The organism is Burkholderia stagnalis (assembly GCF_902830275.1).
Classification (GTDB): Bacteria; Pseudomonadota; Gammaproteobacteria; order Burkholderiales; family Burkholderiaceae; genus Burkholderia; species Burkholderia stagnalis.
The window spans coordinates 399633-426625 of record NZ_CADESW010000004.1 but is presented as its reverse complement, the minus strand read 5'-3'; the positions used below and the strand labels follow the sequence as shown (position 1 = coordinate 426625).

Genomic DNA, 26993 nt, shown 5'->3' with positions numbered 1-26993 from the left:
CAGTTCCGGGTCCAGGTTCAAGCCCTTGCCCGGTTCAATCGTCACTTCTTCCTTGCGTTTGCGTGGCATAACGTGGCTCCTTGGCCATCAGTTTATGCCTCACACACAAACATTCGGATAGGCTCCACCCACCGCGCTCGCACCTTCAACGCTGCGCGCCGCGCATCTTCGCGTGCGCCGCGAACACCACGCGCGTGAGTCGCGACAGCAGCCGCGTATGCGGCGGCTGCCAGTTCAGGTCCATGTCGTGGCGGCCGTACGCGCCCGCTTCTGCCGCCGCCTGCGCGGATGCGGCCTCCGGCTCGAAATAGTCGCGGGGGCAGCACAGCGTCGTCGGCCACGCGGCCACGCCGCTTCGCTCGACGCACATCGAGAAGAAACGCGGCCCGGTGGTCGCCGCGATCTGCATCGCCGCGCGGGTACGCAGGCGCGGCGGCAGGTCGTCGAGCGGCGCGCTCGCGCCGGCACACAACGCGTCGAGCGCGGTGCGCCACAGCGGATGGCCGGGCATGCTGCCGATCAGCGCGTTGTTGTAGTCGCGCGTGCCCGACAGCACGAGCGCCCGGCCGTCGAACAGCGCGTCGACGGGCCGCAGGCTTTCGATGTCCATGTCGGCATACACGCCGCCGAGCGTGTCGAGCACGCAGTAGCGCGCGCTGTCGATGCGCTGGATGTCGTGCGCGAACGCGTCGTAGCGCGGCAGGAATCCGCCGTGGTGCGCGGCGACGTGCTCGCGCAGCGTGTGCGCGTCCCACACGCGCAGCGTCCAGTCCGGATGATGGCGCCGCCAGGTCGCGTGGTAACGCCGGTACTTGTCCGGCAGCGCATGCTCGCCTTGATACCAGATCTGATGAAGCAGCTTCGGGATGGGCCGGGTCACGGTGTCCTCGCCGGTGAGTTCGGTTCACACCGGTTCGCCGGGCAGGACGGACCGGGGGGCGCGTCGTCGGCCGCGCGCGCGGCGATCGACGCATGCATCGTAGGCCGCGCGGCGGCGCGCGTCTGCCACCGAATGGCGGGACATCGTCCGCGTGGGCGCCGCCGCGCGGCCGCCGCCATGCGTTCCGATGTGTTCCGCACGGATGCGGGATCGACGTGCGTGTCGCGTCGTGTCGTGCGCGCTACGCACTCCGCACGGATACGGGATCGGCGCGCGTGTCGCGTCGCGTCGTGTCGCGCTACGCACCCCGCACGGATGCGGGATCGGCGCGCGTGTCGCGTCGCGTCGTGTCGCGCTACGCACTCTGCAGGGATGCGGGATCGGCGCGCGTGTCGCACCGCGTCGTGTCGCGCTACGCACTCCGCACGGATTCGGCGTCGGCGCGCTCGTCCTGCGGATTGCGCTCGTCCTGCCGACCGCGCGCGTCAGGGTCGCGCCGGCCGTGCAGGCCGCCGCTGTCGACGCGGCTCACGCCCTCGCCCTCGCCCTCGCCCCCGCTCCCGCCTTCACCGCCACGCACCGCCTCGTCCGCACGCCGCGTGAACCGCTTCGCCATCCTCGCCTGCAGCGCATCGAGCACCACGAACGCGACCGGCACGAGCAGCAGGCTCAGCGCGGTCGACGTGACGAGCCCGCCGATCACGGTGATCGCCATCGCCGAGCGGAACACGTCGCCTTGCGGGTCGAACGCGAGCGGCAGCAGCCCGCCCATCATCGCGAACGTCGTCATCGCGATCGGCCGCACGCGCTTGCGGCACGCGTCGACGATCGCGTCGACCCGCGACAGCCGCTGCCGCTCGCGCGCGACGAGCACGTACTGCACGAGCAGGATCGAGTTCTTCGTGCACAGGCCCATCAGCATCAGCAGGCCGACGAGAGACGCGAGCGACAGGCTGAGCCCGCTCGCCGCGAGCATCGCCGCCGCGCCGCCGAGCGACAGCGGCAGTGCGACGAGCACCGTCGCCGGCAGCACGAAGCCGCCGAACAGCAGCACGAGGATCGCGTACACCGACGCCAGGCCGAACAGCATCGCGTAATAGAAGCCGCCGAACAGCTCGTCGAGCGATTCCGCATCGCCGCTCGCGCCGCGGCGCACGCCGGCCGGCAGGTCGCGCAGCGCCGGCAACGCGTCGACCTGTGCGATCACGTCGCCGAGCGGGCGGCCGCCGAGGCCGACATCCAGCGTCACGTAACGCTCGCCGTCCCGACGGTCGATCTGCGCGGGTTCGCTGTCCTCCACGAGCCGCGCGACGCTCGCCAGCGGCACGCTGCCGTCGCGCCCCGGCACGGGCAGCCGGCCCAGCCAGCCGCCGGCGCCGAGCGACGCGTTCGCCGCCTCCGCCGCATGCACGCGCACCGGCACCTGGCGGCCGCCGACGTCGAGCCGCGGCAGGCGCTCGGGCGTATCGCCCGCCGTCGCGATCCGCAGCGCGTCGGCCGCCGCTTCGCGCGTGACGCCGAGCGCGGCGGCGCGCGGCCCGTCGAGCACCACGCCGAGCGCCGGCCGGCGCGCGGCCGCCGTCGAGCCGACCGCGCCGAGCCCGGGCGCCGCGCGCAGCGCCCGCTCGACGCGGCGCGCGGTCTCGTCGAGCGCGGCGCCGTCGCGGCTCGACAGCACGATCGACATCACCTTGTCCGTCTGCTTGTCGCCGACCGTGAAGCGCACGCCCGGCACCGCCGCGAAACGGCGCGCGAGTTCCGCCTCGACCTGCGGCTGCGAGCGCGCGCGCGCGCCGGGCGGCGTCAGCGCGAAGGTCAGCACGGCCGCATCGGTCGCGCCGCCGGATGCGCCGCGCTCGCCGATCGTCGCGTAGACCGACGCGATCTCGGCCACGCCCGCCACCGCGCGCCGCGCGGCCTCGACCGCCGCGCGCGTCGCGTCGAGGTCGCTGCCGGGCGGCGCCTGCACGCCGACGACGATCTCCGCGCGATCCTGCGCCGGCAGAAACGCCTTCGGCAGCGCCGCGAGCGCCATCAGCGACGCGACGACGAACGCCGCGCCGACGAGCAGGCAGCGCCCCGGCCGCGCGACGCACCAGCGCACGCACGCGAGATAGCCGCGCATCGCGCGGCTCTCGCCGTGCGGCGGCGGCGCGCGGCGCAGCCCGTACGCGGCCATCATCGGCGTGAGCAGCCGCGCGACGGCGAGCGACGCGAGCACGGCGGCCGCCGCGGTCCAGCCGAACTGCTTGAAGTAGCGGCCGATCGCGCCGTTCATGAACGCGGTCGGCAGGAACACCGCCACCAGCGTCAGCGACGTCGCGATCACCGCGACGCCGATCTCGCGCGCGCCATCGAGCGCGGCGACCAGCGGCGGCTTGCCGTCGCCGAGGTGGCGCGCGATGTTTTCGACTTCGACGATCGCATCGTCGACGAGCACGCCGATCACGAGAATCAGCGCGAGCATCGTCAGCTGGTTCAGCGAGAAGCCGAGCCACGCCATCGCGAGAAACGCGGGCAGGATCGACAGCGGCAGCGCCGACGCCGACACGAGCGTCGCGCGCCAGTCGCGCAGGAACAGCCACACGATCACGACGGCGAGCACGCAGCCTTCGAGCAGCGCGCGCATCGCGCCGTCGAATACGTGCTGGATCGGCGCGACGTAATCCGCGACGCCGCGCACGTCGACATCGGGATGCGCGCGCCGCAGCCGTTCGATCGCGTCGCGCACGCCCTGCGCGACGCGGACTTCGTCCGCGCCCGGCGCCTGCATCACCTGCACGCCGATGACGGGCCGGCCATCGAGCAGCGCGCGTTGCGTCGTGCTCGCGGTCGCGTCGCGCAGCGTCGCGAGGTCGGCCAGCGCCGCGTGCCGGCCGTCGCCCAGCGACAGCTCGAGCGCGCCGAGCGCCGCGACGCCCGTGCCCGCCTGCGCCATCCGCACCGATTGCGCGCGGCCGTCGATGTCGACGCGCGCGGCGGGCGCGTCCGCGAGCCGCGCACGCACCTGCTTCGCGACGTCGCCCGCGTCGATCCGCAGCCCCTGCAGCGCGACCGGATTCAACGCGACGTCGATCTGCCGGTCCACGCCGCCCTGCCGCTCGACGCGCGCGACACCCGGCACGGCGAGCAGGGCCTTGCCGAGCGTCGAATCGACGAACCACGACAGGTCGACCTCATCGAGCCGCGCCGACGACACCGCGTACACCAGCAGCACCCGCTCGACGCGCTCCTGCGCGACGACAGGCTCCGGCATGTCCGGCGGCAAACGCCCGCGCACGCGGGCGACGGCGGCGCGCACGCGCTCGAGCGCATCGCGCGGGTCGGCCTCGAGCGCGAACTGGACGGTGGTATGCGAGCGGCCGTCCTTAACCTGCGACAGCACGCGCTTGACCGCGCCGATGCCGGTGAGGCCCTGCTCGATCGGCCGCGTCACGTCGCGCTCGAGTTGCGACGGCGTCGCGCCGGGCAGGCTCGCGTCGATCGCGATGACGGGCGCGTCGACGCTCGGCAGCTCGGCCACCGGCAACGCGCGAAAGCCGAGCGCACCGCCGATGCACAGCAGCGCGAACAGCAGGATCGTCGGCAGCGGCCGGCGGATCGACCATTCGAGAAAGTTCACCGCGCCCCCCCGTTCTCCGCGACGCGAACGGGAGCCGGCACGGCAGCCCCGCTCGCGGCGCCGGGTGCACCGGGTGCATCGGGCGCGACGGCGGCGCGCGCCGCGACGATCGTCACGGTATCGCCGTCGCCGAGCAGGCCCGCGCCCGACGCGACGACGCGTTCGTCCGGCCGCAAGCCCGCGACCACCTCGACCCGCCCGTCCTGCGCGCGGCCGCGCACGAGCTTGACCGGGTGGACGCGATGGCGCGCGTCGATCGTCCACGCGTAATGAAAGCCGTCGCGCGCGACCACGGCCGAATCGGGCAGCGTCAGCGCGCGCGTGCGCCCCGTCACGATCGCGCCGGACACGAAACCGCCCGCCTGCACGCCGGCGTCCGCCGGCAGGTCGACGTAGACGATGCCCGCGAGCGTCGTCTTGTCGAGCACGGGGGACACCTGGCGGACGACGCCGCGCGCCGTGCCGCCATCCGCGCGCACGAGCTCGGCCGGCTGCCCCGGGCGGATCGCGGCGAGCGCGCCCGCGCCCATCTGCGCGCGCCACTCGAGCCGGCCGCCGCGGATCAGCGTGAACACCGCCGCGCCGGCGGCGGGCACCGCGCCTTCGATCGCCTTGCTGGTCGCGATCACGCCGTCGTCGGGCGCGCGCACGGTCGCGCGGCGCAGCTGCAATTCGATGCCCGCGAGACGCGCCTGCGCGCCCGCCAGCTGGGCGGCGCTCACCTTCTCCTGCGTCTGCGCCTTGATCAGGTCCTGCCGGCTGATCGAGCCGGTTTCGTCGAGCGTCTTCGCGCCGTCGAGCTGCGCACTCGTCTGCGCAAGCCGCGCCCTCGCCTCGGCCACGCCCGCCTGCGCGTCGGCACGCTTCACCGCCAGGCCGGCCGTGTCGAAGCGGGCGAGCACCTGCCCCTTGCGCACCCGATCGCCGACGCGCGCGTCGACGGCCGCGAGCGGCAGCTCGCCGGGCGCGGTCAGCTCGATCTCGTCGTAGGCGGCGACGGCGCCGCTCGCCTGCTCGCGCGTCGCCCAGTCCCGCAGCTCGGGGGCGACGACGCTCACGCCGAGTACGGCGTTGCCGGGGGCGGCGGACGGGGCCGGCCGGGCGGCATCCTGATTCGTGGGCTGATTCGTGGGCTGATTCGCGGGCTGATTCGCGGCCTGATCCGCGGACGGCCGCGACGGTCCGCAACCGCTCGCAAGCATCGCGGCGACCCACGCGAGCGCCGCCGCGCGCCGGACCACCCGGTCGATACGCGCGCCGCTCATCGCACCGCCTCGCTCGCGATGCGCACATCGCTCGTCGCAGGCCCGTCCGTCACCGCCTGCCTTTTCTCCGGCCCGTCCGCCCCATCCGCCCCGCCATCGCTCGCCGTGTCCGCCTGCCGCCAGCCGCCGCCGGCCGCGCGATACAGCGCCACCCACGCCTGCGCGCGCTCGAGCCGCGCGGACGCAACCGACTGGCGGCTCGTCACGTACTGCCGGCGCGCCGTCTCGACTTCGAGCACGTCGCTCGTGCCCGCGCCGAAGCGCCGCTCGATGGTCTGCGCATAGCGCCTGTAATTCTCCTGCGCGACGAGCGCGGCGCGTTCCCGCCCGACCGACGCCTCGACCCGCACCAATGCGTTTTCGACTTCCATCACCGCCTGCCTGACCTTCCGTTTGTAGTTCGCGAGCGCTTCGTCGTAGCGCCCGCGCGCGCCCTCGACGCGCGCCGCGCCGCTGCCGCCGTCGAACAGCGGCACGTTGACCGTCGGCCCGAACAGCCAGGGCCGCAGCGTCAACGACTGTCCGCTGACCTGATAACGGTCGATCTCGATCGAGCCCGACAGCGACACCGACGGCAGGCGCGTCGCGATCGCCTCGCCGATCTCCGCGCTCGCCGCGGCGAGCGTGCGCTCCGACGCGCGCACGTCGGGCCGCTGCTCGAGCGTGCGCGCCGGCAGCGCGTCGAGCGCACCGCCGCGCGGCTCGGGCACTTTCGCGTAGCCCGCCGCGAGCCGCGCGTCGAGCGCGTCGCGCGGCACGCCGGTCAACGCGACGAGCTCGTTGCGGTCCGCCTCGCACTCGGCGCGCTGGCGCGCGAGCACGTCCTCGCCTTCCGCGATCGACGCCTTCGGCAGCGTCGCGTCCGACGGCGACAGAAAACCGGCCGCGACGCGCCGCCGCGTCACCTCGTCCGACGCGATCCGCGAACGCTGCTCGTCCGCCTGCGCGTCGACGAGCGATTCGCACGCACGCGTGCGGAAATACGCGTCGGCCACGTCGGACGCGACGCTCACGCGCGCGTCGTGCCAATCGTCGACCCGCGCGTCGATGCGCGCGGCGTCGGCCTGCAGCCTGCGCCGCGTCTTGCCGAACAGGTCGATTTCCCATGACGCCTGCAGCCCGGCGCGCATCGTGTCCAGTTCGCCGCTCTGGATCGACGTCGACTGGCTCACGTCGTTCGACGTCACCGCCTGCGTGTTCGCGTTCGAGCGGTTGAACGACGCGATGCCGTCGAGTTTCGGCAGCAGGCCGGCCATGCTCGTCGCGCGGCTCGCCCGCGCCTGGCGCAGCCGCGCGAGCGCCGCGTCGATCGTCGGGCTGTCCGCCTGCGCCGCGTCGATCAGCGCCGACAGCGCCGGATCGTCGAATTGCCGCCACCAGCGCGCGAGCTCGACGACGCTGCCGTCGTGCGGCAACGTCGCGTGCCACGCGTCCGGGATCTTCAGCGACGACGCGTCGGGCGGCCGGTAAGTCGGCCCGAGCATGCAGCCCGGCAACCCCGCGAGCAGCGCGCACGCCACCGCCAGCGCACGCCAGCGGCGACGCGACGGCACGGCGCCGGGCCGGCCCGCGACGCGGGACGACGACGATGCGCGAGCCGCATGACCGTGGCGCGCATCGCGCGCGTCCGTCAGCAAGCCTGCGCCGGCGCGTCGACGCGCCGCGACCGGATGAAGTGGGCGAGCGTCGCCGCCGTCGCGCCGCTCGCGAGCGCGCCGAGCTCGAACTCGATGCCGTAGCGCGCTTTCAGCTCGACGAACGAGCGGATCAGCGCGAGCGACGTGCCGCCGAACGAAAAGAAATCGTCGTGCGGCCCGATGCCCTTGAGCCCGAGCCGTTCGCGCCACACGTCCAGCACGGCGGCGAGCTCGTCGGTGCGCGGCGCGGCGGCGGCGCCCGGTTGCGCGTCCGCGGCGGGCGCCCATGCGGCCGTTTCCGGCGCGGGCAGCGCGCGCCGGTCGATCTTGCCGTGCGCGGTCAACGGCAGCGCGGCGAGCACGACGTAGGCCGACGGCCGCATGTGATCGGGCAACTGCTCGGCCGCGCGCGCCTTCAGGCCGGCGATCGCCGCATCCGTCGCGTGTTGCGCGTCGCGCGCCGGCACGACGTAGGCGACGAGCCGCCGGTCGCCTTCGCCATAGTCGTGACCGCACACATGGCATGCATCGAGCGAGCCGTCCTGCAGCAGCGTCGCCTCGATTTCGCCGGGCTCGATCCGGAAGCCGCGGATCTTCAGCTGTTCGTCGGCGCGGCCGACGTAGATGTATTCGCCGTCCTCGCCGCGCATCGCGAGATCGCCCGTCCGGTATGCGCGCACGGGCTTGCCCGTCTGCGGGCACGGCAGCCGCACGAAGCGCTCGGCGGTGAGTTCGGGCCGGTTCAGATAACCGCGCGCGACGCCCGCGCCTTCCACGTAGATCTCGCCCGTCACGCCATCCGCGACGTGCCGCCCGCGTTCGTCGAGCAAATGCAGCCGCAGGTGCGGCAACGGCACGCCGATCGGGCTCGCCGTCGACTGCACGTCGCGCCGCGTGATGCGCCTGAACGACACGTGCACGGTCGTTTCGGTGATGCCGTACATGTTGACGAGCCGCGGCCGCTCGTCGCCGTGGCGCGCGAGCCATGGCGCGACCAGCGACGGCGGCAGCGCTTCGCCGCCGAAGATCACGTAGCGCAGCGCGAGCGGCTGCGCCGCGCCGCGATCGACCGCGTCGAGCTGGCGAAACGCCGACGGCGTCTGATTGACGACCGTCACGCCGTGGTGCGCGAGCCAGCGGTGAAACGCGGCCGGCTCCCGCGACACGGCATACGGCACGACCGCGACCTGCGCGCCGGTCAGCCACGCGCCCCACACCTCCCACACCGAGAAGTCGAAGCCGATCGAATGGAACAGCGACCACACGTCGGATGCGCCGAAGTCGAACCACGCGCGCGATTGCTCGATCAGGTGCAGCACGTTGCGATGCTCGACCATCACGCCCTTCGGCTTGCCGGTCGAACCGGACGTGTAGATCACGTAGGCGAGATCGTCGGGGCTCGACGCCGGCTCGACGTAGCCGTCGGCGGCCGCGTGCGCCGCGAGCGCGGGCAGCAGCGCGTCGGCGGCAAGCATGCGCACGTTCGCGCCGGACAGCCCGGCCGCCGTGCCGGCCGTGCAGACGACGAGGCCGACGCCGCTGTCCGCGACCACGTGCGCGATGCGCTCGCGCGGATAGGTCGGATCGATCGGCAGATAGGCGCCGCCCGCTTTCAGGATGCCGAGCAGCGCGACGAGCATGTCGACGCCGCGCGTCATATAGAGGCCGACGAGCGCGCCGCGCACGACGCCTTCGTCGCGCAGCGTGCGCGCGAACGCGGACGACAGGTGGTCCAGTTCCGCATACGTCAGCCGCCGGGTTTCATCGGCGGCGGCAACGTGATGCGGATATTCGCGCGCACGCTCGCCGAACGCGTGATGCAGCGAGCGAACGTCCGGACGATGCCGCTCCGTCACGCGGCGATCCTCTCGTATCGATTCGGAAACTTGCACGGCGATCCCCTTTTCAACGGACGGCGCATCGCCAGGGCCGGCGACCGCTTCAAGCGTCGGAGCGTCGATTTGACCATCGCCGCCGCGCGCTGTCTGTCGCAGAAAAGTGGGACAGTCGCCGCGCGCCGGGCCGGATTCGGCGACCTGCGATTCGTCGGTTGTCCCGGCTATCCGTTACAGACGCATGCGCGGCCGGGTGTTTAAATCATGCCGGCCGCCATGCGCGCAAGCGCAGCTTCAACGTCTCATCAGGAATCCTGTCATGGAGTTCAACAGACTGTTCGCACACGTCGGCGAAGCGATCTCGAGCAGCGGAAGCCGACGCTTTCCCCGAATGCTGTACAGCCTGATCTCCGCGGCGGTCCCCGTCGACGAGATCCGCATTTCGGCACTCGCGGCCGACGGCGCGCCGCACGGCGATCTCGAGGTGCGCAGCCTCGGCGCGGTGGGCGCGGCGCTCGCGCAGGCCGGCCCGCCCGCCGCCGCATACGGGCCGCCCATGCCGCCGCGCCCGGACCCGAGCCGCCTGCACGTCGACGACACGCTCGCCGGCCACGGGCCGACCCGCGCGCTGCTCGACCGCTTCTTCCTGGCGCAGGCGGCGATCGTGCCGCTGCGGGGCGCGCAATTCCACCTCGCGACTCGCAAGGGGGGTCACTATTACCTGATCTCGCTGTATCGCGCGAACACGTTCGACGATTTCGCGCCACACGAGCGGACCTTCCTCAAGGAGCTGTCGCACGTGCTGTTTCCGATCGTCGAAAGCCACGTCGCGGCGCTCGATGCGGCTCCGCCGGCCGCCCGCCCGGCCGCCGCCGCGCCGCCCGCGACGCAATCCGGCCGGGAACGCCTGGCGCGGCGGTTCACCGACCGCCTGCGGCAGGCCGGCGTCAAGCTGTCGACGCGCGAGATCGAGGCATGCACGGCGCTGCTGGCCGGCGACACGGTGCCCGCCATCGCCGGGCGGTTCGCGCTGCGCGAAAGCACCGTCGAGACCTACCTGAAACGGGCGGCCGTCAAGCTCGGCTTCGGCGGGCGTCACGGCCTCACGCGCTGGATGCTCGACGAAACGGCCGGCGCGGAGGCCGCGCCCGGATCCGCGAAAGCATGCGGCGGCACGAGCAGCGCACGGCGCGGCTGCGCAGCGCCCCGCCTCGGCACCTGAGGCGGCGGCACTTCAAGCGCGGGCACCTGAACGCGCGCGCCACGCAGCGCGACGCGCGTCATGCTCATGCGTGGCGCGCCAGGAACTGCAGCGCGCGCTGCGCCGAGGCGGGCGACGCGCGAAACAGCTTCGGATGGCTGCCGCCGGCCTCCACTTCGAGCCGCGCGCCGGCAATCCGGCCGGCGACGAACACCGAGCCGCCGCAACCGGTGACGTCGTCGTCGTCGCCCGCGACGACGAGCGTGGGCAAATCCACGCGCGGCAGCAACTGGAGCACGTCGGCCTTGTTGAGCGCGTCGCTCAGCTTCGCATAGCGATACATCAGCTCCGCGTTCGCATACGGATAGAGCGCCGCATGCGCGATCTCGCCGGGCACGGTGACGAGCGTCGACGGATCGGCGCACATGCGCTGCAGATCGCGCGCGGCATCGCGCCCTTGCGCCGCGGTTTCCATCAGCCATGCGTAGTTCAACTGATGCCGGGTGCGCAGCGTTTCGTCAGGCAGGTTGTAATCGCCGTACCACAAGCTCAGCGACGCGGCCCGATCGGGCCGCGCGACCGCCGCCTGCAACGCGACGACGGCGCCGCCGCAGAGGCCCATCAGGTGCGCGCGGCGGGCCTCGAAGCGGTCCATCACCGCGAACAGATCGTCGACCTGCGCGTCGATGCCGGTGCGGGCCGAGTCGAATGCGTCGCACGCGCCGAACAGCGCGCGCGTCTCCCAGGTCAGCACGAAGTGGCGCTCGGCCAGCGCGTCGAGCCAGGGCCGGCACAGGTCGAGCGGCATGCCGCACGGCAGCGCGATCACCACCGCCGGCCGGTCGGGCCGCCCGCTCGCGTACGCGGACAGCGACACGCCTGCTTCGCGCAGGATCCGCACCCGTTCGATGCCCGCGCCGAGCGCGTCGAAATCGAAGTGTTCCGCCGCGCGCTGCGCGCTCACCATGCGTGCCGGCGACTCGAACCCGTCGTAGCGGTAGTCGAACGCCGCGCTGATGCGCCGGCTCATCAACAGTTCGAACGACGACAGCCGCGCCGCGCCGTCCGGGTCGAACCGCACGTCGTGCGCGCCGAGGCGGGCCAGCGCGCTCGCGACGAACCGCTGCGCATCGCCCGTGCCGGGCGCCGGCCGATCGGATGCGTCGGCGAACAGGCACAGACGGATCGGCGCCGGCAGGCGCGCGGCCAGGTGCCGAAACGCGCGGATCGTATGAAGCACGCGCAAGTCGAGGGTCGATTCGTCCAACACGGCAGCGGTCGATTCGTGCATGAAGCGGTTCCAGGCGAGCGGTGACGGGAGGTGAACGGCCGCGCCCCGCCGCGCGGAAGGCAGGCGGGAGCAGCCGGCGTGCCGGGCGATTCGCCCGGAACGTGGATTGAAGCACCCGTGCGCCGGAATGTCTGCAACGGAAAGCCGGGACATGGGCGACGATCCGGCTTCGTCGATGCAGCCGCCCCCAACGTCACCGCGCATCACCGCGCATCACCACGCGTCACGCCGCCGACGCGCACGGCACGCAATCGTCGATCATCCATTTCGTGAGCCCGTGCCGGCCGCTGATGCCGAGCTTCACCGCGGCGCGCTTGATGTACGTCTCGATCGTGCTTTCCTTGACGCCGAGCTCGCCGGCCAGTTCGCGCAGCATCTTGCCCGCGAGCAGGCCGAGGCACACTTCGCTTTCGCGCGCCGAGAGGACGACCGCCGCGCGCGCGAGCCGCGATTCGAACTCATGGCGCAGCGCCTCGACGCCGGGCACGCCCTCCGCCGCCCGGCGCGGCGTCGCGCCTTCGAGCCCGTCGTGCCGGCGCGTCGACGCATGCCACTCGACGAGCGGCAGCAGCGTATCGGCGAAATTCTTCAGGAACGACATCTCCTGCAACGAGAAGTCGCGATGCGACGCCGTGCGATGCAGCGAGATCACGTAGCGGCGATTCGCCTTGCGCGACACGAGATGGCACTGGAAGCCCGCGCGCGGCGGCGGCGCCTCGCCGCCGTTGCCGCGCCGCATCAGCGGATCGACGTGAATGAGCTGCCGGTCGCAGGCGGCCACGATCCGCTTGTGCAGCGGATGCGCGGCCGGTTCCCGCCCGACGTGCCCGGCGGGCGCGCCGCCGCGTCCGTCGTCGCGCGGCGCGCCGAACGTGCCGAGCGATTCCACGTGGACGACTTCGCCCGCCGGCTCGTCGAGCGTCCATTCAGTCATCCTGGTGATCGCGAGCGGAACCGATTCGACCAGCAATGCATGCATGTCGGATGCGAACCGCTCGCTGCCGGCGCTCGAAATCACCTTCCCGAGCTTCGCGAAGATCGCGACCATCTGACTCTCCTTGTTGTGCGTGCTTGAGGACAGCGGCGCAACGCCGACGCCGGCGCTTGCGCGGCGTGCGCTTCGTCATGCGTCGTCACGCTTCGTTGCGCCGGTTGGCGCCGCGGCGCGCCGCCGCCCACGCGCGCCGAGGCGTTCGGCTCACGCGCGAAGGCGGCGCGCCGTTTCCCTGTTCAGTTCGATGCGAGATCGCGCGCGGGCGTGGGGGCGGCGGCCATGCCGCTGTCGCCGCGCACCCGCTGCTGCCACCATTGCGCGAAGTGCTCGACGTGCGGTGGCCGGATCATCGTGTAGTGATTGCCGGGGCAGCGCCACAGCGCGATGCGCGGCGCGAAGCGCCGCCAGCCGGCCAGCACGTCGTCGGGCGCGAGACGGTGCTCCGCGCCGTCGAAGTCGGCCGCGAGCACGAGCGTCACGTCCCCCGCATACACGGCGGCCGGATCGTAGCCGGTGCGCAGGGCAGTTCCGTACGCGCGCACGATGCCTTGCAGATCGCGCGGCCCGGACGCGCCGCGGATGATGCGGGCGTCGACCATGCCGCGATGAAGCATCGCCCATTGCCCGGCCCGGTCCGCGCGCAACAGCGCGTCGTGCGCGATGCCGAGCGGGCGGCCGGTGGCCGTTTCGAGCGCGCGGACGAGGTTCCACACGACGCTCGTGAACGTGTATTGACGCCCCAGCCGCCCCCCCGACGCCGGCGCCTCGGTGTCGACGATCGTCAGCGACGCGGGCGGCCGGCCGCTCGCCTGCAGCCGGCACGCGAGCGCCATCGCGACCCAGCCGCCGAACGAATGGCCGATCAGGTGCACGGGCTCGCGCGCATCGGCCGCCAGCCGCTCGACGACGGGCAGATACGCGGCTGCCGCCGCGGCGACGCTCGCATGCGGCACGAGCACGCCGTCGAGGCCGCGCGGCTGCAGGCCGTGAATCGGCCAGGCCGGGTCCACCTCGATCGAGAACGGCAGGAACGTCGCGACGTTGTCGCCCGCGCCCGGAATCACCACGATCGGCCCGCGTCCCGGCGCGCCGCGTTGAATCGGCAGGTGCGGTTGATAGTGGCGCTCCGGCGCGTGCCGCACGCGGTCGGTGGCGGTGCTGTCCGCCGCCCGGCGCGCGTCCCGCAGCGCATGCGCGATCGCGTCGGCAAGCGCCTGCGCGACGGCGCCCGGCGCGTCATGCCGCGTTGGGGCGTCGATGCAATGAAGCCTGCCGTTCGGAAGCCGCGCCAACCAGCCTGCCGCGGCTTCCGACGGCGCTGCGGCGGCCGTGCCCGCGCTGCGCAGCTCGAACACATGAACCGGGATCGACAGCGAAAACGGCTCGTAATGGGCGAACGCGTGATCGAGCGCCGATTCGGCCCATCCCGAATCGCCTGCACGGCCGCTGCCGCGGTGCGCGATCGACTCGGCGAGCCGTGCGTCCACGTTGGCCGCCGGCAGCGGTGCGCCCGCGATGCCGAGAAATTCAACCGTCTCGTCCCGCCCGATCAGCTGGGTGGCCACCTCGTACGCGAGCAGGCCGCCGGACGACCAGCCCGCAAGCCGGTACGGCCCGCGCGGCTGGCGTGCGACGATCTGCTCGAGCAGGCGCGCGGCGAGCCATTCGACGGTCGGCGGCGGTTCGTCCGGCGCGCCCGCGTCCAGTTCGCGCACGCGCCAGCCCGCGCCGAGTTGCTCGGCCACGCGCCGCGCGCCATCGGGCAAGCGTTCATGGCCCGCGATCCAGAAGACGCCGTGCGCCTGCGATTGATCTTCAGGCGCGGCGAGCGCGGCCTCGTCACCGACGATCGAGCGTTCCGATGACAAGCGTGAAACAGACACGATGTTTCCTCCGTATTGATCGGCGCCATGCGGCCGGCGTCGCGGTGATTGAGATGGTTGCTGGCGTTACTCGCGTTACTGGCGAACCCTGCAAGCTGAAGCTGAAACGTCGGTTTAAGTCATGGAGCGCGGCTGAATGAAAGCGCGAAGAATCGCAACCAAAAACGAAACGATTCACGCTATTGAGTTTGATACATGAATACCCTAGCCGCGTATGATAGCGATGATTGAAAATATTTGCATTTAACTGGACATTTATTTTCAAACGACACCGCCCATGGAACGGAAATCGATCGATCCGCCAGTTTGCGTCGGATATATTCGCTCTTATTTACCACGAAATTTTGTAATAATTATCCGCGCGCAGCATGCTAGAGACTTTCGTCTGCAAAACGCCATTCGATGGAAGAATTGGCGGATTTCACCAAGGCTTCCCCGTTCATCGGCCTGGCTTCGGCCTCGGGCATGGTGTTCCGGACAATTAATTGTTTCGATTTTCTCAACGATCGATTCAACCTGCGCGACGGCGCGGCATAATTCCCGCTGTCACCCCTGCGGCCCCGCCGCCGATTACGCTTCCGGGCAATAAAAATATCCCTGAACAACACGCCCGGCGCCACCCGATACGGACGTTGCAAAATATCCACAAATAACGAAATCGCCGCCCGTCACAAAATAGCCATGCCAAAACGCACGTTATTTATCCATTCCATCGCTTGCCACCCGTCAGACAAGTTGCTACCCTTCCCGGCGAAATAAAAGGCAAATCGTCAACCGATTCCGAATTGCGACCGGGTTTATTTAAAAAAACGAAACATGGGGAATAAATACTCACATGCGATTATTTTTTACCGATCGTCGCGGCTAGCGCTTCGTCGCACGATATCCGGTCGAATCTCCATACCCTGCCCATGACGATGCGCGGCCGCGCATTGCCGAACGCAGCGCCTTTTCAACCCTGGCCCGCCAAGGTTTCATCCCGCGTCGCTCCTGCTCGACTTGCCGCATCCCGGCACCGACGCGTCATTTGTCGTCTTTCCGATCGTCATAACAATTCCGAAAACTGGAGCACACCATGAGTCACGACTTCCGAGACGAACCCGCGCCGCGTCGCGCCTTCCTCGCCGACATGGCGAAGCTCGCGGCGGCAGGCGTCGTCACCGGCTGGACGCCGCTCTACCAGATCGCGGCAAACGCGCGGACGGCCGGCGCGACGCCGCCCGGCTTCCCGGCCGACATCCCGCTTTACAAGCAGGCGTTCCAGAACTGGAGCGGCGAGATCGCCGTGCAGGACGTATGGACCGCCGCGCCGCGCTCCGCCGACGACGTCGTCGCGGCAGTCAACTGGGCGCGCGCGAACGGCTACCGGATACGCCCGCGCGGCTACATGCACAACTGGTCGCCGCTGACGCTGGACCCAGGCGCCGGCGCCGCGAACCTCGTGCTGCTCGATACGACGAAGTCGCTGACTGCCGTCTCCGTCGACACGTCGGCACGCCCGGCGCGCGTCACCGCGCAAACGGGCGTCTCGCTGGAGTCGCTGCTCGCGACGCTGGAGCAATACGGTCTCGGCGTGATTGCCGCGCCGGCGCCGGGCGGCATCACGCTCGGCGGGGCGCTCGCGATCGATGCGCACGGCACCGCCGTACCGGCGACCGGTGAAACCCTGCAACCGGGCCACACCTACGGCTCGCTGAGCAACCTCGTGGTCGCGCTGACCGCGGTCGTGTTCGATTCGGCCCGGCAGCAATACGTGCTGCGCCGGTTCGAGCGCAGCGATCCCGAGATCGGCGCGTTCCTCGCGCACATCGGGCGGGCGTTCGTGGTCGAGGTCACGCTGACGGCAGGCCCGAACCAGCGGCTGCGCTGCCAGAGCTTCGTCGACATTCCGTCCTCCGAACTGTTTGCGCCGGCCGGCACGCCGGGCCGCACGATCGCGTCGTTTCTCGATCGCTCGGGCCGGATGGAAGCAATCTGGTTCCCGTTCACGACCAACCCGTGGCTCAAGGTCTGGACGCCGACGCCCAGCAAACCGTTCCTGTCGCGCGCCGTCACGCAGCCGTACAACTATCCGTTCTCCGATTCGATCCCGCAGTCCCTCTCGGATCTCGTCAAACGGATCGTGGTCGGCGGCGAAGGCAAATTGACGCCGCTGTTCGGCCAGACGCAGCTGGCCATCACCACCGCCGGTCTCGCGCTCACGCTCAGCGGGGACATCTGGGGCTGGTCGCGCAGCGTGCTGCAGTACATTCGGCCGACGACGCTGCGCGTCACCGCGAACGGCTACGCGATACTGGCACGGCGCGCCGACGTGCAGCGCGTGATCAGCGAATTCGTGCAGTTCTATCAGAACCGCATCGACGCATACACGGCGCGCGGCGAGTATCCGATCAACGGTCCCGTCGAGATCCGTGTCACCGGTCTCGACAAGCCGGCCGATGCCGGCGCCGGCGCGGCCGTTCCCGCGCTGTCCGCGCTCAAGCCGCGCCCCGACCATCCGGAGTGGGACATCGCCGTGTGGTTCGACATCCTGACGTTACCGGGCACGCCGGGCGCCGATCGCTTCTATCGCGAGATCGAGCAATGGATGCTCGCGAACTACACCGGCTCGTATGCGACGCTGCGCCCCGAATGGTCGAAGGGTTGGGGCTATACGGACACGGCCGCGTGGCAGGACGGCACGATGCTCGCCACGACGATCCCGAACCTGCATCGTGAAGGCCAGCCGCCGTCGAGCACCTGGGATGCGGCGCGCGCGACCCTCGAACGCTACGACCCGCACCGGATCTTCCGGTCGCCGCTGCTCGATCGGCTGATGCCGTAACGGCCACTGCGGATGCCGGCGCTGCGCGCTGCCGTGCGCGCGGCGCCGGGGCTGGAACAGTCGGCTGACGATGACACCGCGCGCTGTCGGACGTGCTCGCGAAGCGCGCGCGAGCGGCGAGCGCGGCCGACTGCTCGAACCGCCCGCGCCGCTCGCCGCGCCGTCACGGCTTGATGCCCTCGATCACGCTATGCGCGCCTTGCGTCGGATAAACGGCCGTCATCGACAGCCCGGCCGCCGCATAAAGCCGCCCGTACCCTTCGGCCGTGCGCCCATGCCCGCCGGAACTCATGATCAGCATTTCGAGATCGTGCAGCTTCGCGAAATGCGGCTCGCCCGGCGGCGTGAGCACCGCCTCGACGAGCAGGAGCTTGCCGCCCGGGCGCATCGCTTCCGCGCAGTTCGTCATGATTCGCGTCGCCTGCTCGTCGTCCCAGTCGCAGATCACGTGCTTCATCACGAAGACGTCGCCGTGCGCGTCGATCGATTTGCTCGCGTCGCCCGCGACGACCTTCACCCGCCCGGTCAGCCCGTGCTTCGCCAAAAGCTGCCGCGCGCCTTCGCACGCGTGCGGCAGCTCGAAGAGCACGCCGTTCGCCTGCGGGTTCGCGAGCAGCAGCGTCGCAAGCAGGAAGCCGTGGCCGCCGCCCACGTCGACGATCGTGCGCGCTTGCGAAAAATCATAGGCCTGTGCCACCGCCGGCGCTTCCAGTTCGCTGACGCTCGTCATCGCGTCGTTGACGATCGCCGCCATCTCCGGATGCGCATCGATGTACGCAAAGCCCGGCCCGCCCACGACATGCTCGAACGCGCTGCGTCCGGTCTTGACGCTGTACATCAGTTGCCCCCATGCCCGCCATCCCGCATCCATCCCCGCGAGCCGCACGAAGCCGCGCATCGAGCCCGGCGCGTCGCGCCGCAGCGTGTCGCCGAGCGGGCTGTTGCGAAACCGCCGGCCCGCCTCCTCGACGAATACGCCGAGACTGCCGAGCGCGCGCAGCACGCGGTAAAGCGCCTCGGGGTGGGTATCCGTCGCGGCGGCCAGCTCGTCCGCCGTCCGTTCCCGCTCCGCCAGCAGATCGGCAATGCCGAGCTCGGCGACGACATAGAGCGCCTGCGCGTGCCACTTGCCGGTGACCATCTGCAGTATCGCGATATGCGGGGGCTGTCCCGCCTGCACTTCCGTCATCAGGTTGCTCCTTTCGATCGGTCGAAATACGAATGCGCAAGATTGCGCAAGATGGCGTATGAATGCGGCCCGCCGCCGCGCGAGCCGGTACGGTCAGTCCGCGATCGGCTTGATCAGCGCGCTTCGTCGACAGACACCGCCATGAGCCTCTGCTCCTGGTTCATCGTGATGCCGGACATTGGTCATTTGCCGCCGAGCGCGCGATCGAGCTCGGCCCGCAGCACCGCCTGGAACGTCGCGACGTGCGCGGGCCCCATCAGCGTGTAGTGCTCGCCCGCCACGTCGATGTAGCGATTCGGCGCGCGCGTGAACTCGTCCCAGCGGCGCAGTTGGTCGTTCAGCCAGTCGTCCTTCGTGCCGCGCAGCGGGATCGCGTAGAAGATCGACATCGCCTGCACGCTGCCCGACGGCACGTACGAACGCCCGAGCGTCAGCAGCGATTGCGCGAGCCCCGCCCATGCGCGGAATTTCGGCAGATCGAGGTCGAGCTCGGCGAGCCGCCCGGGCGGCGCGTGGTCGATCAGGTACGCGAGCGGGTCCTGCTCCGGCATCGCGGCGCGCAACTGCGGCGGCAGCGTCAGCGACTGCTGCTTGTCGATCAGCGACAGGAAGAACGCGAGGTTGACCGCGCCTTCCACCTCGTCGAGCTCGTCCATCCGGTACTTGATGTGCGGCGGCAGATTGAAGCTGCCGACGAAATCCACGCGCTCGCCCTGCGATTCGAGCACCTTCGCGATCTCGAACGCGACCGCGCCGCCGTACGAATAGCCGGCCACCGCGTACGGCCCGTGCGGCTGCCGCTTGCGGATCGCGTCGACATACGTGCTCACCATCTCGTCGAAGCGGGAGAAATACGTCTCCCCTTTGTTGAAGCCGCGCGCGCGCAGCGCGTAGAACGGGCGCTCGTTGACGAAATACTTCGCGAGATTGACGAACACGAGCACCTCGCCGACGCCGGGGTGCACGCAGAAGAGCGGCGTCTTGCCGCCCGTGAGCTGCAGCGGCACGACGGGGTCGTAATCGCCCGCCGTCACGCGCTCGCCCGGCGCGAGGCGCGCGGCCAGCGCGCGCACGGTCGGATTCTGGAGAATCGTCACGATCGGCAGGTCGACGACGCCGAGCCGCTGCTCGACGTGGCGCTTGAGCTTCAGGATGTCAAGCGACGTGCCGCCGAGATCGAAGAAGCTCGCGGTGGCGCTGATCGCGTCGGGCGCGACCTGAAACATCTCCGCGAAGATCGCGGCGACCGCGGCCTCGGTGTCGCCCTCGGGCGCGGCGTAGCCGCCCATCTGCCGGTTCGCGAGATCGGCGGCCAGCGCCTTGCAGCCGTCGTAGCCGCCCGCTTCGAGCCGCTTGCGCATGATCGTGCGCTGGGTCTTGCCGAGGCTCGTCTTCGGAAACGCGTCTTCCGGCAACGGCAGGATCAACGCGGGCCGGAAGCCCCACAGCAGGATCGTGCTGTTGCGGATCGCGACGATGACGCGATACAGCGCGTCGTCGTCGTCGAGCGGGAACGACGGCGTGAACGTCACGACGAGCTGCTCGGATTCGTCGCCGGTGCCGCGCGTCGGAAATGCCGCGACGAACGAACGCTTGATGCCGTCGAGCGCTTCGAGCGTCGTCTCCAGCTCATGGCTGAAGTAGTTGACGCCGTTGACGATGATGCTGTCCTTGCTGCGGCCGACGAGCCACAGCCGGCCGCGCTCGATGCGCCCGAGATCGCCCGTGCGGAACCAGCCGTCGCTCGTGAACGCCGCACGCGTCGCCTCGGCGTTGTTGTAATAGCGCTCGAAGATCATCGGGCCGCGCACCTGGAACTCGCCCGCTTCGCCGTCCGGCAGCACGTTGTTGCGGTCGTCCGCGATGCGCATCTGCAGCCCGGCCACCGGCAGGCCGAGCGACGCGAACTCGCGGCCCGCGTCGCCGTGCGGAAATTCGCGCGAATACACCGAGCCCGCGCACGTCTCGGTCATCCCGAACGCGGGCCACAGCGCGTCGCGCGCGAGGCCGCACGGCGCCAGAAGATCGAGGAAGCGCTGCCCGGTCGCGACGACGATCGCCTCGCCGCCCGACACGGCGTGCCGCAGCGACGAGAGATCCACCGCGCGGCGCCACGCCGCGAGCGCCTCGTCGCCCATCGCCTCGAGCGCGGCGTTCAGCTGCCCGAACAGGAAGTTCGGCGAGAAGGTCATCGTGACGCGATAGCGGCTGATGAGGCGCAAGAAACGCAGCGGATCGGTCAGGATCGCCGCGGATTCGACATGGAGCTGCACGGCGCCGACGTAGAGCGGCAGCAGGTGCGCTTCGAGCAGCGCGGCGACGTGATCGAACGAGATCCAGTTGAGCGTGACGTCCGCGCCGGCGAGCTGCTGCGTGTCGTTCTTGCCCGCCATCGACGCGAGCAGGTTGCCGTGCGTGAGCACGACCGCCTTGGCGTTGCCGGTGGAGCCCGACGTGAGCACGAACACGGCCGGGTCGGACGGTTGCCCGGCATGAACCGATTCGTCGGGCGCGCCGGCGCGCAGCGCGTTCAGGTTGACGGCGAACGCGCCGCCCGGCAGATCGCTCTTCAGCGCTTCGGTGGTGACGAGCAGCGGATGGTCGAGCAGCGTGTCGACGTGCGCAAGATGCTTCGCCCAACGCTGCGGATCGTTGCGGATCGGCACGAGCGGACACGGCACGAATCCGCCGAGCGCGCACGCCCAGAATGCCGGGATGAAATCGTTCGCGTGCTCGAGCAGCAGCGCGACCTTCATGCCGGATCGGTAGCCGCGCGAGCGCAGGCCGCCCAGGATGCGGCGCGCCTCGTCGAGCAGCTCGGGATACGTGACGAAAGCGCCCTTTTCCTCGGATGCCGCGGCGATGAAACGCACGCCCGTATGCGGATGCAGCCGCGCGGCCCGCAACAGCAGGTCGACGATGTTGCGCGGCGGCGCGGCGTGCGATTCGCGTTCGGAAACGCGCGGCAAATCGAGAGTGGATGTCGTCATGGTGCAGGTTCTCCATGCTGGTGGTGCAAGGGGTGAACGAACGCCCGGGCGCGTCCGCGCGGATGCGTCGATTGACGATTGCGGGTGAATCCCTACCTGACTCGCCGCCGATCCGCGCGAAGGCGGACGGCAGCCGATTGACACTCGACTGCGTGAGACGAACCGGCTGCTTGCCCGGTAAATAGCGGAATTGTTCGATCGAATCCCGACAACGGGCGTCGATGCGATTCGAAATGCTGCAATTCATTCCGAATCGCGCACGGCGATGAACTTGATTTCGAAACAATCTGACGAATTCACGGATTAAAAACACCGAATGATTCGATTGTTTTCCGTGCATCAATGATCGGCGCGATTTATCGCGCTGCGTGCAAACGGCTTGATTTCGGCGACCGACAGCGCACCGCACGGAAATCGCCCGAGCAACAGCGTACCCGCGCCAGCAGCCTGCCGGCACCGGTTCGAGCGACAAGCATTTAAACGGAACGCAGTCTACGACAAAACGCGTGAAGTTTGAACGCGATTTTCATGAATTAATTCAAACAAAAGCACGGAACTTTTATTGAATACATTTAGATTCAAATCAATTAATTCCTCCATTCACGCCATCGAAATTATGCAATTTAATTTGGCGACTGATATATCGATCTAATGATATATAGGGGTATCAACAAGGTTCGTGATTATGGGCTGCAGCGCGGCTGAGACACGAAGTCGTAGCGCTGCAGGACCGCGACGCCTGCGGCCGCCACGTCGATACCGATGCCGATGCCGCTCAGCCGGTGCTCGAGCACCGACACCGCGCCGGCCGAATGCGGCGCCGTGCGGATCGCCCGCCGAACGGCCAGCACCCGGCGGTCGCCACCGCGGGCCGCCGCGCGGGCCCAGCCGCCTCACTCGAACAACCGCCAACCGAGCGAACATGCCGCCTCGCGAGGATCGGGTGTCACCCGGCCCGGCCTTTCCGACGTCAGCCCGCCGTGGCCAAGCGGCAAGCCTGCACCGGCGAACGCTTGTCCTTCCGTTCGATCCCCGGCAGGTCGTTCGCCCACCCACACGTTGCACCCCGCAAACGTGACCCACATCACATATGAAGATTGTTATTTCACATTTCGTGTGAATTTATTATCATGCGTTGGCGGCGCCCCCGTTCGTGCGTCCGCCCCCATCATTCCAAGGAAAACGACGCATGGAGACAATCGCGGTCATCGGCAGCAACATGGTCGACCTGGTGACCTACGTCACCCGCATGCCCGCCCGCGGCGAAACGCTCGAGGCGCCGAACTTCGAACTCGGCTGCGGCGGCAAGGGCGCGAACCAGGCCGTCGCGGCCGCCCGCCTCGGCGCGCGGGTCGTGATGGTGACGAAGGTCGGCGACGACGTGTTCGCCGACAACACGATCCGCAACTTCGAACGCGCCGGCATCGACACCGAACACGTGCGCAAGGTGCCCGGCGTGCCCAGCGGCGTCGCGCCGATCTTCGTCGAGCCCGATTCGAGCAACAGCATCCTGATCGTCAAGGGCGCGAACCGCCATCTGCGGCCCGCCGACATCGACGCGGCCGCGCCGACGCTGCGCACCTGCGGGCTGATCGTGCTGCAGCTCGAAATCGAGCTCGACACCGTCTATCACGCGATCGCGTTCGGCGCGCAGCACGGCATCCCGGTGCTGCTGAACCCCGCGCCGGCGGTGGCCAACCTCGACTTCGAGCGGATCCGCACCGTCGAATTCTTCGTGCCGAACGAAACCGAGCTCGCGATCGTGTCCGGCATGCCGGTCGATTCGCCCGACGCCGCCGCGCGCGCGGCCGCGTCGCTCGTCGAGCGCGGCCTCAAGCAGGTGATCGTCACCCTCGGCGCGCAGGGCTCGCTGCTCGTGTCGCGCGACGGCGTGCGGCACGTGCCGGGCGTGCCGGTCGACGCGCGCGACACCACCGGCGCGGGCGACGCGTACATCGGCTGCTTCGCGCGCTACTACGTCGCCACGCGCGACGCCGCCGCCGCGATGCGCCATGCGTCCGCGTACGCCGCGCATTCGGTGACGGGCCTCGGCACGCAGAAGTCGTATGCGGACGCCGCGACCTTCGAGCGCTTCATCCGCGACGCCGGCCTCTGAACGCCGCGCGCCCCTCGACGAGACAACCCGGGAAGGAGACACCCATGAGCCGAGCCAGGATCGAACACGCGCCCGACGGCTACTACCTGAACCGCACGCCCCTGTTCGCGTTCACGCTGCTGTGCTGCCTGTTCGCGCTGTGGGGCACCGCCGCGAACCTCAACGACGTGCTGATCGCGCAGTTCAAGAAATCGTTCTTCCTGTCCGACTTCGAATCGGCGTTCGTGCAGTCCGCGTTCTACCTCGGCTACTTCTTCGTCGCGATTCCCGCGGCGACCGTCGTGAAGAAGTTCAGCTACAAGACGACGATCCTGGCCGGCCTGCTGCTCTATACCGTCGGCTGCCTGCTGTTCTTCCCCGCCGCGTCGATGGCGAAATACGGGATGTTCCTCGTCGCGCTGTTCGTGATCGCGGCCGGGCTGTCGTTCCTCGAGACGGCGTCGAATTCCTACTCGACGCTGATGGGCCCGCGCGAGACGGGCACGCGCCGGCTCAACATCTCGCAGACGTTCTACCCGTTCGGCGCGATGGCCGGCGTCTACATGGGCAGCTTCCTGATCTTCAAGGAAGGCGACGCGTCGCACGCGCAGCTCGCGGCGATGTCGGCCGCCGACGCGCGCGTGCACCAGCTCGCGATGATCCAGGCGACGCTCGAGCCGTACAAATGGCTGATCGTGGTGCTCGCGGCCGTGTTCGTCGTGTTCGCGCTGACGCCGTATCCCGCCTGCAAGGGCAACGGCGCGAGCGCCGCGGCCCACCGGATCGACGCGCGCGGCACGCTCGCCCGCCTGTTCGGCAACCGCCGCTTCGTGGCCGGCGTGCTCGCGCAGTTCCTGTACGTCGGCGCGCAGGTCGGCGTGTGGAGCTTCACGATCCGGCTCGCGATGCAGATCGGCGGCCTCACCGAGCGCGGCGCGTCGCGCTACCTGCTCGCGACGTTCTTCGCGTTCTTCGTCGGCAAGCTGATCGCGACGCTCGTGATGAAGCGCGTCGGCCCGGCCAAGGTGCTGATCGCGTACGGCCTGCTGTGCATCGCGCTGCTCGCTTACACGATCGGCGTGCACGACATCACCGCCGTCTACGCGGCGGTGGGCGTCAGCATCTTCCTCGGCCCGTGCTGGCCGACGATCTACGGGCTCACGATCGACGGCCTCGGCAAGGACACCGAATACGGCGGCTCGATCCTCGTGATGAGCATCGTCGGCGGCGCGGTCGTGCCGCTGATCCAGGGGCTGATCTCGGACCACACCGGCGGCAACATGCAGCTCGCGTTCGTGGTGCCGCTCGCGTGCTTCGTCGTGATCGTCGGCTACGGCTTCCTGTGCCTGCGGCACGCGCCGGCCGCAGCAGATGCGCGCTACGCCCGCAACACCACGGGAGCCTGAGCATGCAAGGCGAAATCGAACTGCGGCGCGACGATTTCCGCGACACGCCGCGCACGCTGTACCGCACCGACGGCTTCACGGCGACGGCGTTCGCGTATCCGTCCGGCGTCGAGGCACTGAAGCTCGAGAACCGCCGCGGCCACATCGTCGTGCTGCCGTATCTCGGCCAGATGATCTGGGCCGCCGCGTTCGACGGCCGCGACCTGACGATGAAGCACATGTTCCGGCAGCCGAAGCGCGCAACGTCGATCCTCGACACGTACGGCTGCTTCATGTTCCACAGCGGCCTGCTGCGCAACGGCTGCCCGGGGCCCGGCGACACGCACGCGCTGCACGGCGAGATGCCGTGCGCGCCGATGGATCGCGCGAGCGTGATCGTCGGCGCGGACGCGAACGGCGCGTTCGTCGAGGTGACGGGCGAGTACGAGTATGTACAGGGGTTCGGCAGCCACTATGTCGCGCGGCCGTCGGTGCGGCTCGCGGAGCACGCCGCGCAGATGACGATCCGCATGGCGGTCACCAACCTCGGCGGCACGCCGATGGACCTGATGTACATGGCGCACCTGAACTACGCGTACGTGCCGGGCGCGCGCTTCGTGCAGGCGCTGCCGCGCGGCGGCCTGCGCCTGCGCGACAGCGTGCCCGCGCACGTGCAGCCGACCGCCGCGTGGCGCGACTACACGGCGGCGCTCGCCCGCGCGCCCGAACGGCTCGACGCGCTCGATACGCCCGAGCTGTACGACCCGGAGATCGTGTTCTTCATGCGGGAGGCCGGCACCGACGCGAACGGCGTCGCGCATTTCCTGCTCGCGCATCCGGACGGCGGCGCGTTCCACACCGCGTATCGCCCCGAGCAGTTTCCGCACGCGGCCCGCTGGATCCTGCACAACGCGGACCAGCAGGTCGCCGCGTTCGTGCTGCCGTCGACCTGCGAACCGGAGGGCTACGAGGCGGAGCGCCGCAAGGGCCACGTCGCCCGGCTCGCGCCGGCCGGCACCCGCCGCTTCGAGGTCGTCACGGGCTACCTGAGCGCCGCCGAGGCGCGCGACCGGACGGCCGCGCCGCATGCGTAAACACGCGCGCCGGGCGTCAGGTCACGAGCGCGATGCCGTGCTCGCGAATCGCCGTTTCGTAGCGGGGGCTCAATTGCCCGTCGGAAATCACGTAGTTGAAGTCGGTCAGCTCGGCGAAGTACGCGGCGCGCACTTCGTCGAACTTGGTGTGATCGACGAGCAGGAAGCGGTTCTGCGCGCGCTGCATCACCTTCTTCTTCGCGTCGACTTCGTGGAAGTTGAAACAGGTGACGCCGCAGCGCTCGCTCACGCCGGCCGCCGAGATAAACGCCTTCGACACGCGGATCGTGTCGAGGATGGTGGTTTCCGCGCTCGACTCGAACACCATGTTCTTGCGGTGATAGCTGCCGCCGCACAGGATCACGCTGCAATGCGGCTTCTGCTGCAGCTTCGCGAACACGTTCAGCGCGTTGCAGACGGCGGTGAATTCGAGGTCGTCGGGAATGAAGTCGACGATGAACGGCGTGGTCGAGCCGCAGTCGACGAAAATCGTGTCGCCGGTCTTCACGAACTGCGCGGCGAGCTTGCCGATCCGGCGCTTCTCCTCGGTCTGCCGGTTGTTCTCGGCGCTGATCAGGTATTCGCCGATGTCGCTGCGCTGCGCGGCAAAATGGCGGGTCACGTAGCCGCCGATCAGGCTGACGCCGTGCGGGTTGTCGGCGAGGTCGCGGCGGATCGTCATTTCCGACACGCCGAACAGCTCGGCGACTTCGCGCAGATGAATCGCGTTCTGCCCCTGCAGCACGTTCATCAGCGTCTTGATCCGTTCGCCCTTCCTGGTTTCCATGCTCGTGTCCTGGCGGCCTGC

Annotated in this window: 18 protein-coding genes; 6 read left to right on the top strand and 12 right to left on the bottom strand. The window is 69.8% G+C overall.

Annotation, left to right across the window (positions count from 1 at the left end):
* Positions 1 to 145 precede the first annotated feature (145 nt).
* From HWY45_RS11020 to HWY45_RS11000, 5 genes are all read right to left on the bottom strand, one after another.
* Positions 146 to 880: a glycosyltransferase family 32 protein gene (locus tag HWY45_RS11020; protein ID WP_155755247.1), complete on the bottom strand. Its 735-nt coding sequence runs from the start codon at positions 878 to 880 to the stop codon at positions 146 to 148.
* A gap of 412 nt (positions 881 to 1292) precedes the next feature.
* Positions 1293 to 4502 carry an efflux RND transporter permease subunit gene (locus HWY45_RS11015; RefSeq protein WP_059878651.1) on the bottom strand — a complete coding sequence of 1070 codons (3210 nt, stop codon included), beginning with the start codon at positions 4500 to 4502 and terminating at the stop codon, positions 1293 to 1295.
* The gene (locus HWY45_RS11010; RefSeq protein ID WP_059878648.1) at positions 4499 to 5767 is read right to left on the bottom strand and encodes an efflux RND transporter periplasmic adaptor subunit; all 1269 of its coding nucleotides are present in this window, start codon (positions 5765 to 5767) and stop codon (positions 4499 to 4501) included. The genes HWY45_RS11015 and HWY45_RS11010 overlap by 4 nt, the downstream gene beginning before the upstream one ends.
* Positions 5764 to 7404, bottom strand: coding sequence for an efflux transporter outer membrane subunit (locus HWY45_RS11005; RefSeq protein ID WP_059878645.1), 1641 nt, complete (start codon positions 7402 to 7404; stop codon positions 5764 to 5766). The genes HWY45_RS11010 and HWY45_RS11005 overlap by 4 nt, the downstream gene beginning before the upstream one ends.
* Positions 7398 to 9296: an amino acid adenylation domain-containing protein gene (locus tag HWY45_RS11000; RefSeq protein WP_230946806.1), complete on the bottom strand. Its 1899-nt coding sequence runs from the start codon at positions 9294 to 9296 to the stop codon at positions 7398 to 7400. The genes HWY45_RS11005 and HWY45_RS11000 overlap by 7 nt, the downstream gene beginning before the upstream one ends.
* 262 nt (positions 9297 to 9558) lie before the next feature.
* Between HWY45_RS11000 and HWY45_RS10995 the strand changes: the two genes are divergently transcribed.
* On the top strand, positions 9559 to 10461 hold the full coding sequence (locus HWY45_RS10995; RefSeq protein WP_059878642.1) for a helix-turn-helix transcriptional regulator: 903 nt from the start codon (positions 9559 to 9561) through the stop codon (positions 10459 to 10461).
* Between the two features lie 64 nt (positions 10462 to 10525).
* Here HWY45_RS10995 and HWY45_RS10990 read toward each other — a convergent pair whose 3' ends face one another.
* The 3 genes from HWY45_RS10990 to HWY45_RS10980 all read right to left on the bottom strand — a co-directional run bounded on the left by HWY45_RS10990 (position 10526) and on the right by HWY45_RS10980 (position 14608).
* Positions 10526 to 11731, bottom strand: a complete 1206-nt coding sequence (locus tag HWY45_RS10990) for an alpha/beta fold hydrolase (RefSeq protein ID WP_059878639.1) — start codon at positions 11729 to 11731, stop codon at positions 10526 to 10528.
* Positions 11732 to 11954: 223 nt separating this feature from the next.
* Positions 11955 to 12779 carry a helix-turn-helix transcriptional regulator gene (locus HWY45_RS10985; protein WP_059810824.1) on the bottom strand — a complete coding sequence of 275 codons (825 nt, stop codon included), beginning with the start codon at positions 12777 to 12779 and terminating at the stop codon, positions 11955 to 11957.
* Between the two features lie 182 nt (positions 12780 to 12961).
* The gene (locus HWY45_RS10980) at positions 12962 to 14608 is read right to left on the bottom strand and encodes a thioesterase domain-containing protein (RefSeq protein ID WP_230946804.1); all 1647 of its coding nucleotides are present in this window, start codon (positions 14606 to 14608) and stop codon (positions 12962 to 12964) included.
* Between the two features lie 402 nt (positions 14609 to 15010).
* Here HWY45_RS10980 and HWY45_RS37145 point away from each other — a divergent pair, with 402 nt between their 5' ends.
* Together HWY45_RS37145 and HWY45_RS10975 are read left to right on the top strand one after the other, a co-directional pair.
* Positions 15011 to 15145 carry a hypothetical protein gene (locus tag HWY45_RS37145; RefSeq protein ID WP_260427142.1) on the top strand — a complete coding sequence of 45 codons (135 nt, stop codon included), beginning with the start codon at positions 15011 to 15013 and terminating at the stop codon, positions 15143 to 15145.
* Positions 15146 to 15683: 538 nt separating this feature from the next.
* Entirely contained in the window at positions 15684 to 17432 is a 1749-nt protein-coding gene (locus tag HWY45_RS10975) for a cholesterol oxidase substrate-binding domain-containing protein (protein ID WP_059878635.1), read from the top strand.
* Positions 17433 to 17595: 163 nt separating this feature from the next.
* Here the strand turns inward: HWY45_RS10975 and HWY45_RS10970 are convergent, their stop codons facing one another.
* The 3 genes from HWY45_RS10970 to HWY45_RS10960 form a co-directional block, all read right to left on the bottom strand.
* Positions 17596 to 18621: a methyltransferase gene (locus tag HWY45_RS10970; protein ID WP_059878632.1), complete on the bottom strand. Its 1026-nt coding sequence runs from the start codon at positions 18619 to 18621 to the stop codon at positions 17596 to 17598.
* Positions 18622 to 18803: 182 nt separating this feature from the next.
* A complete protein-coding gene (locus tag HWY45_RS10965; RefSeq protein ID WP_059878629.1) occupies positions 18804 to 21611 on the bottom strand; it encodes a non-ribosomal peptide synthetase in 2808 nt (935 codons plus the stop codon).
* A 683-nt stretch (positions 21612 to 22294) separates the two neighbouring features.
* Complete coding sequence (locus HWY45_RS10960; RefSeq protein ID WP_155631905.1) at positions 22295 to 22462, bottom strand: hypothetical protein; 168 nt, start codon at positions 22460 to 22462, stop codon at positions 22295 to 22297.
* Positions 22463 to 22800: 338 nt separating this feature from the next.
* Between HWY45_RS10960 and rbsK the strand changes: the two genes are divergently transcribed.
* From rbsK to HWY45_RS10945, 3 genes are read left to right on the top strand one after another with little or no spacing between them, the layout of a single operon-like run.
* Positions 22801 to 23727 (top strand): ribokinase, encoded by a 927-nt coding sequence (rbsK, locus tag HWY45_RS10955; RefSeq protein ID WP_059878624.1) that lies wholly within the window; start codon positions 22801 to 22803, stop codon positions 23725 to 23727.
* Between the two features lie 44 nt (positions 23728 to 23771).
* Positions 23772 to 25112, top strand: a complete 1341-nt coding sequence (gene fucP / locus HWY45_RS10950; RefSeq protein ID WP_059810830.1) for an L-fucose:H+ symporter permease — start codon at positions 23772 to 23774, stop codon at positions 25110 to 25112.
* A 2-nt stretch (positions 25113 to 25114) separates the two neighbouring features.
* On the top strand, positions 25115 to 26185 hold the full coding sequence (locus HWY45_RS10945; RefSeq protein ID WP_059878621.1) for an aldose 1-epimerase family protein: 1071 nt from the start codon (positions 25115 to 25117) through the stop codon (positions 26183 to 26185).
* A gap of 16 nt (positions 26186 to 26201) precedes the next feature.
* Here HWY45_RS10945 and deoR read toward each other — a convergent pair whose 3' ends face one another.
* A complete protein-coding gene (deoR, locus tag HWY45_RS10940) occupies positions 26202 to 26972 on the bottom strand; it encodes a DNA-binding transcriptional repressor DeoR (protein WP_059563215.1) in 771 nt (256 codons plus the stop codon).
* Between the last annotated feature and the right edge of the window lie 21 nt (positions 26973 to 26993).

Bases quoted from the DNA above. Each gene is read 5' to 3' on its own strand.
- HWY45_RS11010 (WP_059878648.1), bottom strand. From the start codon at position 5,767: ATGAGCGGCGCGCGTATCGACCGGGTGGTCCGGCGCGCGGCGGCGCTC.
- HWY45_RS10995 (WP_059878642.1), top strand. From the start codon at position 9,559: ATGGAGTTCAACAGACTGTTCGCACACGTCGGCGAAGCGATCTCGAGC.
- HWY45_RS10990 (WP_059878639.1), bottom strand. From the start codon at position 11,731: ATGCACGAATCGACCGCTGCCGTGTTGGACGAATCGACCCTCGACTTG.
- HWY45_RS10985 (WP_059810824.1), bottom strand. From the start codon at position 12,779: ATGGTCGCGATCTTCGCGAAGCTCGGGAAGGTGATTTCGAGCGCCGGC.
- HWY45_RS37145 (WP_260427142.1), top strand. From the start codon at position 15,011: ATGGAAGAATTGGCGGATTTCACCAAGGCTTCCCCGTTCATCGGCCTG.
- HWY45_RS10975 (WP_059878635.1), top strand. From the start codon at position 15,684: ATGAGTCACGACTTCCGAGACGAACCCGCGCCGCGTCGCGCCTTCCTC.
- HWY45_RS10970 (WP_059878632.1), bottom strand. From the start codon at position 18,621: ATGACGGAAGTGCAGGCGGGACAGCCCCCGCATATCGCGATACTGCAG.
- HWY45_RS10965 (WP_059878629.1), bottom strand. From the start codon at position 21,611: ATGACGACATCCACTCTCGATTTGCCGCGCGTTTCCGAACGCGAATCG.
- rbsK (WP_059878624.1), top strand. From the start codon at position 22,801: ATGGAGACAATCGCGGTCATCGGCAGCAACATGGTCGACCTGGTGACC.
- fucP (WP_059810830.1), top strand. From the start codon at position 23,772: ATGAGCCGAGCCAGGATCGAACACGCGCCCGACGGCTACTACCTGAAC.
- HWY45_RS10945 (WP_059878621.1), top strand. From the start codon at position 25,115: ATGCAAGGCGAAATCGAACTGCGGCGCGACGATTTCCGCGACACGCCG.
- deoR (WP_059563215.1), bottom strand. From the start codon at position 26,972: ATGGAAACCAGGAAGGGCGAACGGATCAAGACGCTGATGAACGTGCTG.